Origin of the sequence: Paractinoplanes maris (assembly GCF_023544465.1) — a bacterium.
GTDB lineage: Bacteria > Actinomycetota > Actinomycetes > Mycobacteriales > Micromonosporaceae > Actinoplanes > Actinoplanes maris.
The window spans coordinates 144,360-159,963 of the sequence record NZ_JALPVL010000018.1; the positions used below are offsets into that span (position 1 = coordinate 144,360).

Sequence of the window (15,604 nt, forward strand, 5' to 3'; positions counted from 1 at the left end):
CGGACGGACAGCGGTGTCGATCTCACGTACGGGGCCGGGACCGACGCGCGGGCCGGACCGACGCGCGGGCCGGACCGACGCGCGGGCCGGACCGACGCGCGGGCCGTCAGGCGGAGTTGCGGATCACCAGGCTGGTCGGGAGGACGATCTCGACGTCGCCCATCTCGCTGCCGTCGATCTTGGCCAGGAGGAGGCGGACCATCTCGCGGCCCATCTCCGCTATGGGCTGGTCGACGCTGGTCAGCGGGGGATTCGTGTGGGTCGCGATCACCGAGTCGTCGAAGCCGACCACGGCCACGTCGTCGGGGACGCGGCGGCCGTACTGGTGCAGGACCCGCAGGGCGCCGGCCGCCATCATGTCGGAGGCGGCGAACACCGCGTCCAGGTCGGGATACTGCTCCAGCAGGCGGTGCATGGCCGCCGCGCCGCTCTCCTCGCTGAAGTCGCCGAAGGCCACCGGGCCGTCGCCGACCACGTCGCGGTATCCCTCCAGGCGGGCGATGCCCGCGGCCATGTCGAGCGGGCCGGTGATCGCGGCGATCCGGCGGCGGCCCCGGGACCAGAGGTACGAGACGGCTTCGCGCGCGCCGGCCCGGTTGTCGGCGTCGACGTAGGTGCCGCGTTCGGCGTACGTCGGCCGGCCGGCCCGGACCGTGGCCACTCCCCGCTCCTCGAGCACCGCCGGCAGCGGGTCGTCGCCGTGCAGTGACAGCAGCAGGGCGCCGTCGACGTGCTGGCGGGTCAGGTAGCCCTCGAGCCGGCGGCGCTCCTCGGGGGCCTGCGCGATCATGAGGACCATCTGGAGGTTGCGGGCCACCAGGACGGACGAGATCGACTGCACTATGCGGCCGAAGAACGGCTCGGCGAAGAACCGCTCCCCCGACTCGAAGATGACCAGGGCGATCGAGTCGGTGCGCTGGGTGACCAGCGTGCGGGCGGCCCGGTTGGGCACGTAGCCGAGCTCCTGGATCGCGTCCTCGACGGCCTGCTTGGCGCGCGGGCTGACCTGCGCCGAGCCGTTCACCACCCGGGAGACGGTGCCGCGGCCGACGCCGGCGCGCACCGCGACCTCTTCCAGGGTCGGCCGGCCGCTGGCCCGGTTCCGCTCCGTCGTCATCGCCTGAACCTCCCCGGCGCGCACGGTGCTCGTGCGCGCTCGAAACAGGCGCGACTCGATCGTCGCGCCGGATGCCGGCACGCTTGATCGCGGTGCCGGCGGGGGCGCGACCGGTGGTCGCGCCCGACACAAGGTACCTGCCCGGCGCTTGCGACAACATGATCGCTCCGGTCAATCCCTGGTCGGAGTGTTGCCGGACACGGCACCACCGACCCGAAAGGTCAGCTCGGCGTGGTGCGGTAGCGCCGCAACTGGGGTGTGGAGACGGCGATCGCGGCGGTGGCGGCGACGGCGGTCAGGCCGCCCAGGGCGAGGGCCGAGCCGCCCGAGCCGGCCGCGGCGACCAGGCCCGCCCGCACAGTCCCGAGCTGGGGGCCGGCCGCACCGGCGATGTGCTCCAGGGCCGAGATGCGCCCCCGGAGGCCGGGTGGCGTCACGGACTGCACCACGGTGCCGCGGGACACCACCGCCCACGTGTCGGCCGCGCCCGCGACGGCGAGCAGGGCCAGGAAGACCAGCAGGCTGCCGGTCAGCCCGGCCAGACCGAGCGCGACCGCCCACACCGCGCCGCAGATCAGCAGCAGGCGGCCGGGCCGGGACTGCCGGGTCGCCAGGCCGGACAGGATCATCGCCAGTACGCCGCCGACCGCCAGTGCCGTCGTGAACAGGCCCAGCACTTCGGGGCGGCCACCGAACTTCTCGGCGTTCACGACCGGGAAGAGGGCCACCGGCATGGCGAGGAAGGTGGCCGCCAGATCGGCCAGCAGAGCTCCGCGTACGGCGGGGGTCCGGACCGCGTACACCAGGCCGGCCCGGACCGACCGCCAGCCGGGCGATCCCTCGGACGCGGGGACGCCGGACGGCAGTCCGGCCAGTCCGATCAGCGCGGCCGTGAACGTCAGCGTGTCGAACGCCAGGCACCACCCGACCCCGGCGACCGCGGTGAGCGCGCCCGCGGCGGCCGGCCCGAGCAACATCGCCACCTGGAACGACAGGTGGTTGAGGGCCAGGCCGGCGGCCAGCCGGTCGCCGGTGAGCAGTGCCGGTACGAACGTCTGCCGGGCCGGTCCGATCAGCCCGGCCAGCGACGACTGCAGCGCCACCAGCACGAGCATGGCCGGGACGCCGCCGAGGTCGGTGAACGCCACGACGGTCATCGCCGCGCTCAGCACGATCTCGGCGGCGGTGCAGCGCAGGGCGAGCAGCCGACGGTCGACGTGGTCGGTGAAGGCGCTGCCGGCCAGGGCGACGAGGATCAGGGGTACGCCGGTGGCCAGCCCGACCAGGCCGACGGCGGCCGCGCTGCGGGTGGCGTCCCAGACGTAGAACACGACGGCGAACACGCCGAACTGCCCGCCGAACCCGGAAGCGGTGGTGCCCAGCCAGAGCCGGCGGAATGTGCGGTTCTCGCGCAGCGGCCGCAGGTCGGTCAGCACCCTCACGAGCGGAGGCGCTCGGTGAACGACCGGGCCGCGAGCAGGCCGCGCAGGTCCTCGGTGACCTGGGTCAGCGAGTAGGGCAGCTCGGCGTCGAGCTGCCGCACCGCCGCCTCGGTGGCCCGCCACTCGGCCACCAGGAACGGCATGATCTCGCGGGCCCGGGCGGTGAGATCGATCGGACGCGTACGGGCATCGCCGCCCACCGTGCCCTCGACGAACCCGGCCCGGGCCATCGCCGCCGCGGTCTGGCTCATCGCCGAGTGTGACACCCCGCGCCGCCCGGCCAGCTCGCGGATCGTCATCGGCCCGAACCGGTGCAGGGCGATGAGCGGCCCCACGAATCGGGTGCGCATGCCCTCGATGCCGGCCTCGGTGTAGAGCGCGGCGATGTCCCGGTCGAGCTCCGCGAGCAGCGCGTGCAGGTCACTCCAGTGATTGCTGTCGAGCAGGTCCACCGGAGAAATCTAACAGCACTTATACATTTCCTGGAACTCGCGGCAACGTGACGACGACCGCGGCGCCCCGGCCGGGCTCGCTCTCGATGCGCAGCGAGCCGCCGTGGCCGTCGACGATCGCCTTGGCGATGCCCAGGCCCAGCCCGGCGCCCTGCACCTCGGCCCGCTCGGCGGCCGACGAGCGGCGGAACGGGGCCAGCACACGTTCCCGGTCGGCCTCGCTCAGGCCGATGCCCGTGTCCCGGACGACGAGCTCGGCGTGGTCGCCGCGAGCCGACGCGCTGACCGTGATGAGCCCGCGCGGGGTGAACTTGACCGCGTTCAGCACCAGCCGCTCAATCACCTGGATCAGCCGGGCCTCGTCGGCCTCGATGAACACCGGCTCCGGCGCCTCGGCCCGGATCTCCAGGCCCCGGCTCTCGGCCAGGACCCCGTTGCGCACGACGGCCGCGCGCGCCAGCTCGGCCAGGTCGAGCGACCGCTTGGTCAGCCGGAGCTGATCCTGACCGGCCTGTGCGGCCAGCAGCATGTCGTCGACGAGCGCCATCAGCCGGTCGGAGTTGCGCCGGATGCGGGTCAGGAACTCGATGCCCGCGGCCGGCTCCACGTCGTCGTCGGCCAGCATCTCGAGATAGCCGTTGATCGAGGTCAGCGGGGTCCGCAGCTCGTGGGTGACCCGCGAGACGAACTCGTCCTTGACCCGGTCGGCGTCCCGCAGCCGCTCATTGGCCGCGTCCAGCCCGCGGGCGTACTGCCGCAGCTCGAGCTGGGCGATGACGTGCCGGGCGAGCGTCCTGAGGCCCTGGCACTCGGCCGGGGTGAGCAGCCGGGGCTCGGTGTCGATGACGCACAGGCTGCCCAGCGTCTCACCGGTCGCGGTGATCAGCGGGGCGCCGGCATAGAAAACGATGCCGGGCTCGCCGGTGACCAGCGGGTTGTCGCGGAAGCGGGGGTCCAGGCGCGCGTCGGTCACCTGCAGGACCTGGTCACCGATCATGGCGTACGCGCAGAACGAGTGATCGCGGGTGGTCTCGCACATGCCGAGGCCGACCCGGGCCTTGAACCACTGGCGCTCGCCGTCGACCAAGGCGATCGCGGCGATCGGGGTACGGCACAGCTGGGCGGCCAGGACGGCGATGTCGTCGAAGTCGTTCTCGGGATCGGTGTCGAGCACGCCGTAGTCGCGCAGGGTGGCGAGCCGCTGCTCCTCGGCAGCTCCCGCCTGAACCAGTGAATGCGACATGTCCCGCGTCCTTCGCCTGTGGATGGGCTTGATCCGTCACCGGTGAATGTCGGTCGGCGGTCCCACCGGATGAGCGAAGGCCGGGGTGCAGGGCGGTGCCTACGAGTTGCCCCTGCGGTGCTCGAAGATCAGGTAGGTCTCGGTCCCCGCGATCAGGCGGGTGCCGCTGAGGCGCTCGGTGATCACCTCGCGCAGATCCTCGACGTCGGCCGTCGCCACGTGCAGAAGGAAATCGTACGAGCCGGAGACGAAGTACACGTCGCGAACGGCGGGGAGGCCGGCCAGCGACTCGGCGAACTTGCCGATCGCGTCGCGCGACTCCGACCGGATCCGCACGGCGATCATCGCCTGGATGGGCCGGCCGATCCAAGCCGGGTCGACGTCGGCGTGGAAGCCCCGGATGGCACCGAGCTCGCGCAGCCGCCGGATCCGGGTCAGGCAGGTCGACGGGGCGATTCCCACCCGCTCGGCCAGGGCGTTGTTGGCCATCCGGCCGTCGACCTCCAGCAGCGCCAGCAGGTCACGGTCGATCTGGTCCAGAGATCGAAGATCCTTCGGTACGTCGGCCATTTGCCCGCCGCCTATCGCATGTTGTTCGACCGGTAGCCACCGATCAGAATCTTATGCGCTTCCATTGCGTGCAAACAGCACATCGTTCCACGCTACACAAAACAGCGAAGGGGTCTGAGATGCACATCGGTGTGCCGGCAGAGATCAAGAACCACGAGTACCGGGTCGCGATCACCCCGGCGGGGGTCGCCGAGTTCGTCCGCCGCGGGCACCAGGTGCTCATCGAGGCGGGCGCCGGCACCGGTTCGGCCATCACCGACCAGGACTTCGTGGCCGCGGGAGCCGAGATCGCTCCCGACGCCGACACCGTGTGGCAGCGCGCCGACCTCCTGCTCAAGGTCAAGGAGCCGATCGCCGCCGAGTACCACCGGCTGCGCGCCGGCCAGGTCCTCTTCACCTACCTGCACCTGGCGGCCGACGCCGACGGCACCAAGGCCCTGCTGGCCAGCGGGACGACCGCCATCGCGTACGAGACGGTGCAGCTCACCGACGGCTCGCTGCCGCTGCTGGCCCCGATGAGCGAGGTCGCCGGCCGGCTCGCCCCGCAGGTCGGCGCGTACAGCCTGATGCGCAACTCGGGCGGTCGCGGCGTCCTCCCCGGCGGCGTACCGGGCGTCAGCCCGGCCAAGATCACCGTCATCGGCGGCGGCGTGTCGGGCGTGAACGCGGCGACGATCGCGCTGGGCCTGGGCGCCGACGTGACCGTGCTCGACCTCAACATCGCCCGGCTGCGCCAGATCGACGCCCAGTTCGGCGGCCGGGTCAAGACGCTGGTCTCCTCGGCGTACGCCATCGAGCAGTCGGCGATCGAGGCCGACATGGTGATCGGCGCGGTGCTCGTGCCCGGAGCCAAGGCCCCGACGCTGGTCTCCAACGAGCTGGTGAAGCGGATGAAGCCCGGCTCGGTGCTGGTCGACATCGCGATCGACCAGGGCGGCTGTTTCGAGGACTCGCGGCCGACCACCCACGAGGAGCCGGTCTACAAGGTGCACGAGTCGGTGTTCTACTGCGTGGCCAACATGCCCGGCGCGGTGCCCAACACCTCGACCTACGCCCTGACCAACGCCACCCTCCCGTACGCGCTCAAGCTGGCCGACCTGGGCTGGCAGGCCGCCTTGACGGCCGACCCGGCGCTCGCCCTCGGGCTCAGCGTGCACGACGGCAAGCTCACGAACGAGTCCGTCGGGACCGCGCTGGGCCTGCCGTCGGTGGAGATCGCGTCGGTCCTCAGCTGAGGGGGTGAGGGGGCGGTCGCCCGCCCCCTCACCGGCATCACAGGTAGTTCGAGATGTGCGACAGGTCGGCCGCGCTGAGGCGGTCGGTGCTGGTGTTGCGCTGGTGCCAGTACGGGTAGCGCAGGTTGTCACCGCTGGCGTCGTCGAGCGCCTTGACTTCGTCGGCCGTCAGCTCCAGCTCGGCCGCGGCCAGGTTGTCGCTGAGCTGCTCGGTCGTGCGGGCGCCGACGATCAGCGACGTGATGCCCGGCTTCTGCGCGATGTAGGCCAGCGACACCTGCGCCGCCGACACCCCGTGCGACTCCCCGATCTTCACGGCGACCTCGATCGAGTCGTACAGCTTGTCCTCGTCGTAGATCGGCGGCTCGCTCCACTCGGACAGGTGCCGGCTGCCCTCGGGCGCCTCGACCCCGCGCCGGTACTTGCCCGACACCAGGCCGCCGGCCAGCGGGCTCCACACCAGGATGCCGACGCCCTGGTCGAGCGCGGCCGGCACGATCTCGGCCTCGATGTCCCGGTTGGCCAGCGAATAGAACACCTGGGTGCTGGCGAAACGCTCGAGCTGCCGGGCGTCGGAGATGCCGAGCGCCTTGACCATGTGCCAGGCCGAGTAGTTGGAGCACCCGATGTAGCGGACCTTGCCGCTGCGCACCAGGTCGTCCAGCGCGGTCAGGGTCTCCTCGAGCGGGGTCTGCCCGTCCCACTCGTGCACCTGGTAGAGATCGATGTAGTCGGTGCCGAGCCGGCGCAGGCTGGCCTCGGCCCCGCGGATGATGTGGTGCCGGGAGAGGCCCGCGTCGTTCGGCCCCTCACCCATCGGCATCCGCACCTTGGTCGCGATGAGCACGTCGTCACGCTTGTCACCGAGGGCCTCGCCGAGGATCTCCTCGCTGAGCCCGTCCGAATACACGTCGGCCGTGTCGATCAGGTTGACGCCCGCGTCCCGCGCGATCGCGATCTGCTCCCGCGCCCCGGTCACGTCGATCTTGCCAACCGGCGACGCCCACCCGGTGCCGCCGAAGCCCATCGTGCCCAGGGTGAACGTCGAGACCCTGAGACCCGTACGGCCTAGCTGCCGATACTGCATGCTGATTCCTTCTTCCTCACCGTTGCGGTAGCGCCTCACTCACCCTTACCCGGCCGCGCACGACTATCCACCGGAACGCTGCCGAACCCGTGTGATCTCCGGCGACCGCGACACTCCGCCACTCCAGGGCGAATCAGTCCCTCGACCAGCCTGATCGATTAGAGTCTTATACCGGATATCACCCCATCCGAGATGTCGCCACCGGGTTGCCCATCTTGCGCACCGCCCGCCGAACCCACTAGGAATTACAGCCGTGTCATCTACGCCGCCGGCCGTTGGCGCCCTCCCCGCATCCCGCATCGACCGCCGCGTCGGACCGCCGCCGGACTGTTCGACGAATGTCACGTGCCCCGCGATCTTCCGGCTGGTGGACGGCAACTTCGCGATCGTGGGGACCCACCACACCGACACGCTGCGCCCCCATCTCCCGGCCGATGCGGGGGTGGCCGACTACGAACGCATCGTCGTGGTCCCGAAGAAGGTCATGCTGGGGGCGACGAAGGTTCTGCTGCTGGCTCTGGCGGGAACGCTGGTGGGATCGGTCGTGACGGCGTTGCTGATGGCTCTGACGCATGCGAGCCAGGCATCGCTCTCCAATTGGAGCCATTTAGGTCTTCGACCGTCCGACCGCGCTTAGACCGCGTGCTTTCGGGCACGGTGGAGCAGGCCAGAACCGCCTCGCACTGACGCCAGATCTCGTGCGTGACGGCGATCAGCTCCGACTGCTCGGTGTTCTCCGCATAGATGCTGCGCCGGTTGTTCTCGGTATCGCGCCAGAACGCTCGCATAGCCGGGCTCGCCATCAGATATCGCACGTTGTTGACCATTTGGTCGTGGCTGGACTGGCCGCTGGAATATTCGAGCCAGACGTGCTGCAGGATGAGATTCGCATACATATGCTGCGATTCGACCAGGGCGTCGGCCCCGGCAATTCTCGGCCACACCTCGGCCAGGTGCGGGCGTTCGAGCGCCATGCGCATCAGATCGACATGCATCTTGCGGAGCTCCAGATCCGCTCGGCGCTCCTCCATCAGGCGTTGCTCGGCCACCTCGGCGCGTTGCTCGCGCAGAAGCCTGTACTGGGACGTCCAGGTCACCACGACCGCGGCCACAGCCAGCACGGAGATCAGCGAGTTGACAGCTCCGAACGCCTCGCCGACGCTGCTCCACCGGCTCCACGTGACGTCGTCGCCGTTTCGCGCCAGCACCGCGACCAGGCCGATGCCGGCCAGGACCGCTCCCGCGCTCACCAGCAGCACGAGGCCCACTATCCAGAGGGTGGCCTTCGTGTACGCGAGGGATCTACCACCGGGAGAATCATCGCTCATCTCCGGAACCCCTCTCCAGGCAGAGCCGGGAAATACCGATACCGCCCGCCTTGCGATCAAGGACAGGGCGGTATCGAATTTTGTGGTGCGACATTATTGTGCCGTCACGACGCAATATCTCGTCAAGCTTCACGGCATGAGTGAGCAACCGCCGCCGGTGATAGGTGGCATTCGGCCACCTGGCAACAAGACAAATGGCAAACGGCGATTTGCCGGTCCCGGAATATTCCAGAGTATTCACAGTGGTCTCTGTGCGTCGGTGCGGATGCGATCAAGGGCGCACCGGAGTAGACCCGAGGGGTGAGCCTTCGGTCCGATCTTGGTGGCGGTGAGTCGATTGAACGGGACACTGTTCGTGCCGGTTGTGCTGGTGGCTGCTCTGGGAGTGGCGCCCGCTTCGGTGGGCACAGCCGCGCCGGGATCGCCGGGAATCGATCAGCAGTACTTGCCGGCGTCGAAGTCGGGGCTGCTGACCTCGCGGACGACCGAGAGCAAGGTGTGGGCCACCGTGCAGCGGCAGGGTGGGCTGGGCGAGATCTTCTATCCGACCATCGGGGGGCCCAGTGCCCGGGCGCTCACGTTCGTGGTGACGACCCGGGGTGGGGTGCAGCGCTCGCGGGTGCGGACGGAGCAGCTTGACGGGCTGCGGTTCCGGCAGACGTTCGACGGGGCGGGGTGGCGGCTCACCGCGAACTACACGACCGACCCGGGCCGATCGTCGGTGCTGGTCGACCTCCACTTCGCCGGGGGCCGTGCTTTCGGTCTGTATGCCGTCTACGACCCGGCGCTGGGCAACTCGCGCGGGGGCGACGAGGGGCGGACCGACGGCGGGGCGCTGGTGGCGAGCGACGGTGGGGTGTCGAGTGCGCTGGTGGGGGACTTCGCGGCCACCTCCAGCGGGTTCGCCGGGGTCAGCGACGGGCACACCGACCTGCGGGACGGCCGGATGGACTGGCACTACCGGTCGGCCGGGGCCGGAAACCTGGTGCAGACGGCGCAGCTCCGTGGGGGTCATTCGGTACTGGCCCTGTCGTTCGCCGGGTCCCCCACCGCGGCACTGGGCACCGCCCGGCAGTCGCTGCGGGCGGGCTTCCCCCGGGTCGCGCGTGATTACGCGTACGGATGGAAGCGCTATCTGGCCGGGCTGAGTGACCCGCCGCGGGTCCTGCGGGATGCCGCCCAGCGGCAGCTCTATCGCACGTCGGCGCTGGTCCTGGCGGCGGCCGAGGACAAGACTCACCGCGGGGCGTACGTGGCGGCGCCGGCCTCGCCGTGGGCCTTCGGCACGGATGACCCCTCGGGGCCCTACCACCTGGTGTGGTCGCGTGACCTCTACCAGATCGCGACCGGGCTGCTGGCCGCCGGCGACCGGGCCGGCGCGCGGCGGGCGCTGGACTTCCTCTTCGACGTGCAGCAGAAGCCGGACGGCTCCTTCCCGCAGAACTCGCAGCTCGACGGCACGCCGGTGTGGGGCGGCCTGCAGCTCGACGAGGTGGCGTTGCCGATCGTGCTGGCTTATCAGGCCGGCTCGCCGCACTGGAGCGGGGTGAAGAAGGCGGCCGACTTCCTCGTGTCGTATCCGGGGGCACCGTTCACGCCGCAGGAGCGCTGGGAGAACCAGTCGGGTTACTCCCCCAACACCATCGCCACCGCGATCGCCGGGCTGGTGTGCGCGGCCTCGATCGCGTCGTCGCACGGCGACCGGGCGTCGGCCGACCGGTACCTGAGGACGGCGGACTCGTGGCGGGCCGCCTTGAAGTCGTGGACGGTCACGACCAATGGCCCGTACTCGTCGAAGCCCTACTTCCTGCGGCTGACCAAGGACGGCAAGCCGAACGCCGGCACGACCTACAACATCGGCGACAGCGGGCCGATCGGCGTGGATCAGCGGAAGGTGGTCGATCCGGGCTTCCTCGACCTCGTACGGCTGGGGGTCCTGCCGCCCTCGGACACCGACATCGTGAACTCGCTGACGGTGGTGGACAAACAGCTCGGCGTGGCGACCCCGCGCGGCTTCTTCTGGCACCGGGCGTCGTTCGACGGCTTCGGCGAGCAGCTCGACGGCAGCCAGTGGGAGTACAACGAGCCCGACGGCTCCCTGGTCAGCCGGGGCCGGGCGTGGCCGTTGCTGACCGGCGAGCGCGGCGAATACGAGATCGCCGCGGGTGACCTGCGGGCCGCGCGCGAGCGGCTGGCCACGATGGCCCGGGCCACCGGTCCCGGCGGCATGCTCCCCGAGCAGGTCTGGGACCGGACGGCGCCGGCCGGACGGCCCGGCTTCGAGCCCGGCACGCCGACGTTCTCGGCGACGCCGCTGACGTGGACGCACGCCCAGTACCTGCGACTGGCCCGCAACCTGCAGGAGGGCCGGATAACTGAGCAGCCGGACGTGGTCGCCGACCGCTACCTTGGCTGAGTGATTCTGCGTGCGGCCGACGGGACCCAGCTGACTGCCCGCCGCACCGGCCGAGGCGCGCCCGTGGTGCTGATCCACGGCTCCGCGGGCGGCCTCGACTCCTGGGACCCGGTCGTCCCGCGGCTGAGCGACCGCTTCGAGCTGTGGACTTATGCGCGCCGCGGCTACGCCCCGAGCGACGGCTGCACCCGTCCGAAGACGTTCGCCGACGACGTGGCCGACGTCCGGGCGGTGCTGACCGCCGCCGGTGGCCGGGCCCACGTGGTCGGCGCGTCCTACGGCGCCACGGTCGCTCTGCACGCTGCCCTGGCCGCCGCCGGGCTCCGGTCCCTCGTGGTGTTCGAGCCGCCGCTGTTCTCGGCGGGCCCGTCGCTGGCCGATGCGCTGAACCGCTACCGCGCCCTGCTCGAAGCCGGCGACCTGCTCGGCGCGGCCCGCGTGCTGGCGGCCGAGGTGGCCCGCGTCCCGGCGCCGGTGCTGCCGGCCATCACCGCACCGCCGGAATCCGAGGCCGCCGGCTGCCTGCACGACCTCGAAGCGATGACCGCCGACACCCCGGATCTCGGGCGCTGGGCCGGCATCGGCGTGCCCACCCTGCTCCTGCGGGGCAGCGAGACGTGGACACCGATGCCGGAGACGATGGGCGCCCTCGCCGCCGCGATGCCGTCGGCCGTTCGCACCGTGCTGCCCGGCCAGTCCCACTTCGCGACGCACGCCGCGCCCGACCTGTTCGCCGAGGCGCTGGGCGGGTTCCTGCTCGAGCACTCGTGATCAGCAGTCAGCGCCCACCCGGACAGCGGCGCTTTCCGTGCGGCCGCCCACCCGCACGATCAGCGGCACGCAGGTGAGCGCGGTGACCGTGTAGCCGCCGGCGAACGCCACCCAGCCGGCGGCGCTCGGGCAAGCCGGCACCCGGATCGTGGTGCCCTCCGGACCCGGGCTCCCCCAGCCGATCGTCACCCCGGGCGGCGCCGAGGGAGCGACCGTCAGCTCGACCGCCGTCCCGGCCCGCACGAGCAGCCCGGTCTTGGCGAACAGGCGGCCGGGTTCGCCCGACGCCTGCGGCTCCAGGCGGTCGTTGGGCAGGGCCACGGCGTTGAGCACGACTTGGTAGCCGGCATCGGGCGGCCGGCCACCGATGTCGTGCCCGCAGTCGACAACCCCGGCTCCCGCGTTCCCGGGACCGGCACTCCCGCTATCCGCGGTCCCAGGATCAGTGCTCCCAGGACCGGCGCCCCCGCCATCTGTGCCACCAGGATCTGTGCCACCAGGATCTGTGCCACCAGGACCTGTGCCACCAGGACCTGTGCCACCAGGATCAGTGCTCCCAGGATCTGCGGTCGTGGGAGCTGTGCTCGGAATGCCGCCGCCGTCGGGTGAAGCGCCGGCGGCGGCTGATGTGGGCGCGGCGGCCGGAGGACGAGTCGTCTCTCCGGAGCATGCGGTCACCAGGCCCATGAGCAGTGCGACGCACCAGGCGAACAAGCGTTTGCGGATCACGCTTGGGAGACGCTTGTGCCAGTCGGCGGGTTCCCGGGCGCGGGCACCTCGGCCGGGAGACGCCTGTGCCGGTCCGCGAGTCGCCGGGCGCGGCCACCTCGACCAGGGGACGCCCGTGCCGGTCCGGGTTCCCGGGCGCGGGCACCTCGGCCGGGCGACGCCTGTGCCGGTCCGCGAGTTTCTGAGCGGGTCACCCCTCCAGGATGGCTTTGAGCCGCGCCAAGTCGTCGGTCACCTTGCCGGCGTCACGAGTGAAAGCCTCGTCGGACGTGCCCGGCGCGCGGCGGACCGAGAAGACCAGTTCCGAGCCGTTGCCGTACGGGACGACGCGTACGGGATTGAGGAACTGCTCCCCGGACTCGAGCGTCACGACGTGGTCGAGCACGCCGAAGCCGTTCGGCGGGGCGAACTCGACCCGCACCCGGCCCAGTGCCTCGGACTGCACGAACCAGGTGCCGTCGATCCGCTCGACCGACGAGCCCAGGCCGGGCGCCCAGGCCGTCAGGTTCGCGGGGTTCGAGACGTACGCGTAGACGTCGTTGACCGGGCGGTCGATGCGCTCGGCGACGTGTGCCGTATCAGTCGTCATGCCCCGATCATGCTCTTTTCAGGAGGCGAGCCGGAACACCTCGGCGTGCCGTTGCGGGGCGGGGACCCCCAGCTCCCGCAGGCTGCGCAGCACGGCGTCGGTCATGGCGGCCGGACCGCAGACGTACACGTCCCGCTCGGCGATGTCGGGGACCAGGCCGCGCAGGTTCTCGGGGCTGAACGGCTGGTTGGCCCCGGCGGTGCGGCCGGTCAGCAGGTGCAGCCGGGCCTGCCGCAGCTGGGCCAGGTTGCGCAGCTCGCCGAGCAGCACCGCGTCACCCGGCGTGCGGACGCGATAGAGCACCACGATGTCGCCGTCCAGCGTCTCGTCCTCGAGCAGCGCCCGGATCGGGGTCACGCCGATGCCACCGGCGATCAGGACGGTGTCGGCCCGGGTGCGGCCGGTCGCGGTGAAAGCACCGTACGGTCCCTCGGCGAACACCCTCGTGCCGACCGGCAGATCGCGGAGGCCGGCACTGGTCGTACCGATGGCCTTGGCCGTCAATCGCAGCGAGTGACCGTCCGGCGCAGCCGAGAGTGACCACGGGTTGACCTGCCACCACCGGTTGTGCCCGGGGAAGCGCCACAGGAAGAACTGGCCCGCCCGCGCCTGCAATTTGTGCAGGTCACGGCCGGTGACATGGACGGACACGACGTCGTGCGACTCGGCCACCACCGCGGCCACCCGCATGCGGTGCCGCACGTTGCGGACGACTGGCAGGATCAGACGGCCGGTCAGCAGCGCTCCGATCGCGAAGGCCCACAGACCCCACCAGTACGCCTGGGTGAAGTTGTTGGTCTTGAAGGCGCTGCCCTCGTAGACCTGATGGATCACCCCGAGCACGATCACCGCATAGACCAGCAGGTGGATCGCATGCCAGACCTCGTACGGAAGCCGCTTGCGCGCCGCCCGGACCGAGGTCACCGCGATGACGCCGACCAGGATCGCCGCGATCATGCCGAGCAGCACCGGCATCTGCCGGGCCAGGTTGGGGATCTGGGCGAGGAACGAGACCTTGTCGAGCTGCGCATAGCCGAGCAGCACAAAGGTCGGATGCAGCAGGACGAGCCAGAAGATGGCGAAACCGGTCCACCGGTGCCAGCTGGTCAGCTTGTCCAGGCCGAGGCGGCGGTCGAGGAACGGCAGGCGGGCGATCAGCAGCAACTGCAGGGCGAGCGCGAAACCGAGGTGCAGGCCGAGGGCGCGCCCGATCGTGGTCAGCGTGTTGTGGGCGGGCGTGTTCGGCTGGGTCAGCATCAGCTCGACGATGGCCAGGTTGAGCAGGAGAAAGAGCCAGAGCATGAGGTACGCGGTCCGGGCCTGACCGGTGCGCCGCAGCTGCGGCCGGGTTGCGGTGAGCATCCGAACCTCCCGAGGTGTGCATTGTCTGTAGCGGGTGAGGGCTGGGCGGCGCAATCACCCACACGACACGGGGACGTCCGGGGTTCAGCACGGTGACCGAATGGGGCGGGGTGGCGGGCTCCGGCGATACTTGCCCGGGCGCCCGGGTTGCCGGGCGGATAGGAGCGAGTAGTGACGCAACCGGCGAAGCCGACGGACGAGACCCAGCCGAACCCCGCCGACGCGGATGACCCCACCGAGGCCATCCCCGCGGCGAGTTCGGCGACCCCGGCGTCCGCCGACCCCGACGAGCCGTCCACGCCGCCCGCGGATCCTCAACAGCCGGCCGCGTCGCCCGCGGATCCTCAGCGGCCGGCCGCGCCAACCACCGGCCTCGAGCAGCAGACCGCGCCGCCCGCCGGCCCCGAGCAGCAGACCGCACCGCCCGCCGGCCCCGAGCAGCAGGCCGCACCGCCCGCCGGCCCCGAGCAGCAGGCCGCACCGCCCGTCGGCCCCGAGCAGCAGGCCGCACCGCCCGCCGGCCCCGAGCAGCCGCCTGCTGATCCACAGCAGTCGTTCGCTCCGCCCACCGATTCCCAGCAGCCGGCCCCAGCTCCGGCCGACACTCCTGAGCCGACGATCGCGCACACAGTCGTCGACCCGCCCACTGTGGGAGGGGGAGGTGGTGGCCGATTTTACGCCGATCAGCACGAATCAAAACCGTTGTCCACAGGCGCTGCCAGCTCCGCGGGGACTGCAGCCGAGTCCCATCCACAGGCAACGCCGGAGCCCGACGCACCACCCGCGCCGCGGCCGGATACCTCGCACACCCCGGCAGCCACGCAGTCCGCGGCCTCCGCACCTCAGCCGGGCGCCACGGCGCCCGAGACCCGCCCAACGCCGACTGATATCGCGGGCTCAGATCCCGACGCCACGGCCCCACTGAGGGCAGTGCCATCTTCACCGCGATCCGATCTGACCGCGCCAATTCCCCGGACCCCGCCCACGCAGCCGCCCGGCAGGCCCACCTCACTCGCCCAAGCCGGCCGGCCTGCCCCACCGGCACAAACCAGTCAGCCCGCCCCGCCCGCGCGAACCACTCAGCCCGCAGCGCCCGCGCAGACCACCCAGCCCGTGAGGACTGTCCCGCCCGCCCCGCAGAATCCGGACCTCACCGCGCCGATCACTCCCGTTTCCCGCCAACCCGCGGCCCATCCGGCCCCCACCCAGCGCGACCTAGACCTCACTACCGCGCTGACTCCGACCCGGCCCAGTGGCACTCCG

General features: G+C 71.3%; 13 protein-coding genes. 3 read left to right on the top strand and 10 right to left on the bottom strand.

Annotation, left to right across the window (positions count from 1 at the left end):
- Positions 1 to 106 precede the first annotated feature (106 nt).
- The 5 genes from NAG42_RS41395 to NAG42_RS41415 all read right to left on the bottom strand — a co-directional run bounded on the left by NAG42_RS41395 (position 107) and on the right by NAG42_RS41415 (position 4,824).
- Positions 107 to 1,117: a LacI family DNA-binding transcriptional regulator gene (locus NAG42_RS41395; protein ID WP_250038002.1), complete on the bottom strand. Its 1,011-nt coding sequence runs from the start codon at positions 1,115 to 1,117 to the stop codon at positions 107 to 109.
- Positions 1,118 to 1,338: 221 nt separating this feature from the next.
- Positions 1,339 to 2,559 (bottom strand): MFS transporter, encoded by a 1,221-nt coding sequence (locus tag NAG42_RS41400; protein WP_250038003.1) that lies wholly within the window; start codon positions 2,557 to 2,559, stop codon positions 1,339 to 1,341.
- The gene (locus NAG42_RS41405; protein WP_250038004.1) at positions 2,556 to 3,011 is read right to left on the bottom strand and encodes a MarR family transcriptional regulator; all 456 of its coding nucleotides are present in this window, start codon (positions 3,009 to 3,011) and stop codon (positions 2,556 to 2,558) included. Before NAG42_RS41405 ends, NAG42_RS41400 begins: the two co-directional genes overlap by 4 nt.
- A gap of 19 nt (positions 3,012 to 3,030) precedes the next feature.
- Positions 3,031 to 4,254 carry a GAF domain-containing sensor histidine kinase gene (locus tag NAG42_RS41410; RefSeq protein ID WP_250038005.1) on the bottom strand — a complete coding sequence of 408 codons (1,224 nt, stop codon included), beginning with the start codon at positions 4,252 to 4,254 and terminating at the stop codon, positions 3,031 to 3,033.
- Positions 4,255 to 4,353: 99 nt separating this feature from the next.
- Positions 4,354 to 4,824 carry an Lrp/AsnC family transcriptional regulator gene (locus NAG42_RS41415; protein WP_250038006.1) on the bottom strand — a complete coding sequence of 157 codons (471 nt, stop codon included), beginning with the start codon at positions 4,822 to 4,824 and terminating at the stop codon, positions 4,354 to 4,356.
- 119 nt (positions 4,825 to 4,943) lie between these two features.
- On the opposite strand from NAG42_RS41415, the gene ald reads away from it, so the two are divergent.
- Positions 4,944 to 6,059, top strand: a complete 1,116-nt coding sequence (gene ald, locus NAG42_RS41420) for an alanine dehydrogenase (RefSeq protein WP_250038007.1) — start codon at positions 4,944 to 4,946, stop codon at positions 6,057 to 6,059.
- Positions 6,060 to 6,096: 37 nt separating this feature from the next.
- On the opposite strand, the gene NAG42_RS41425 is transcribed toward ald, so the two are convergent.
- Together NAG42_RS41425 and NAG42_RS41430 are read right to left on the bottom strand one after the other, a co-directional pair.
- Positions 6,097 to 7,146 (bottom strand): aldo/keto reductase, encoded by a 1,050-nt coding sequence (locus NAG42_RS41425; RefSeq protein WP_250038008.1) that lies wholly within the window; start codon positions 7,144 to 7,146, stop codon positions 6,097 to 6,099.
- Positions 7,147 to 7,628: 482 nt separating this feature from the next.
- Positions 7,629 to 8,474: a DUF6082 family protein gene (locus tag NAG42_RS41430; protein ID WP_250038009.1), complete on the bottom strand. Its 846-nt coding sequence runs from the start codon at positions 8,472 to 8,474 to the stop codon at positions 7,629 to 7,631.
- 328 nt (positions 8,475 to 8,802) lie between these two features.
- Here NAG42_RS41430 and NAG42_RS41435 point away from each other — a divergent pair, with 328 nt between their 5' ends.
- Together NAG42_RS41435 and NAG42_RS41440 are read left to right on the top strand one after the other, a co-directional pair.
- On the top strand, positions 8,803 to 10,890 hold the full coding sequence (locus NAG42_RS41435; RefSeq protein WP_250038010.1) for a glycoside hydrolase family 15 protein: 2,088 nt from the start codon (positions 8,803 to 8,805) through the stop codon (positions 10,888 to 10,890).
- Entirely contained in the window at positions 10,891 to 11,661 is a 771-nt protein-coding gene (locus tag NAG42_RS41440; protein WP_250038011.1) for an alpha/beta fold hydrolase, read from the top strand.
- On the opposite strand, the gene NAG42_RS41445 is transcribed toward NAG42_RS41440, so the two are convergent.
- From NAG42_RS41445 to NAG42_RS41455, 3 genes are all read right to left on the bottom strand, one after another.
- Positions 11,662 to 11,994: a hypothetical protein gene (locus NAG42_RS41445; RefSeq protein WP_250038012.1), complete on the bottom strand. Its 333-nt coding sequence runs from the start codon at positions 11,992 to 11,994 to the stop codon at positions 11,662 to 11,664.
- Positions 11,995 to 12,580: 586 nt separating this feature from the next.
- Complete coding sequence (locus NAG42_RS41450) at positions 12,581 to 12,979, bottom strand: SRPBCC family protein (protein WP_250038013.1); 399 nt, start codon at positions 12,977 to 12,979, stop codon at positions 12,581 to 12,583.
- Positions 12,980 to 12,997: 18 nt separating this feature from the next.
- A complete protein-coding gene (locus NAG42_RS41455) occupies positions 12,998 to 14,341 on the bottom strand; it encodes a ferredoxin reductase family protein (protein ID WP_250038014.1) in 1,344 nt (447 codons plus the stop codon).
- Positions 14,342 to 15,604 lie beyond the last annotated feature (1,263 nt).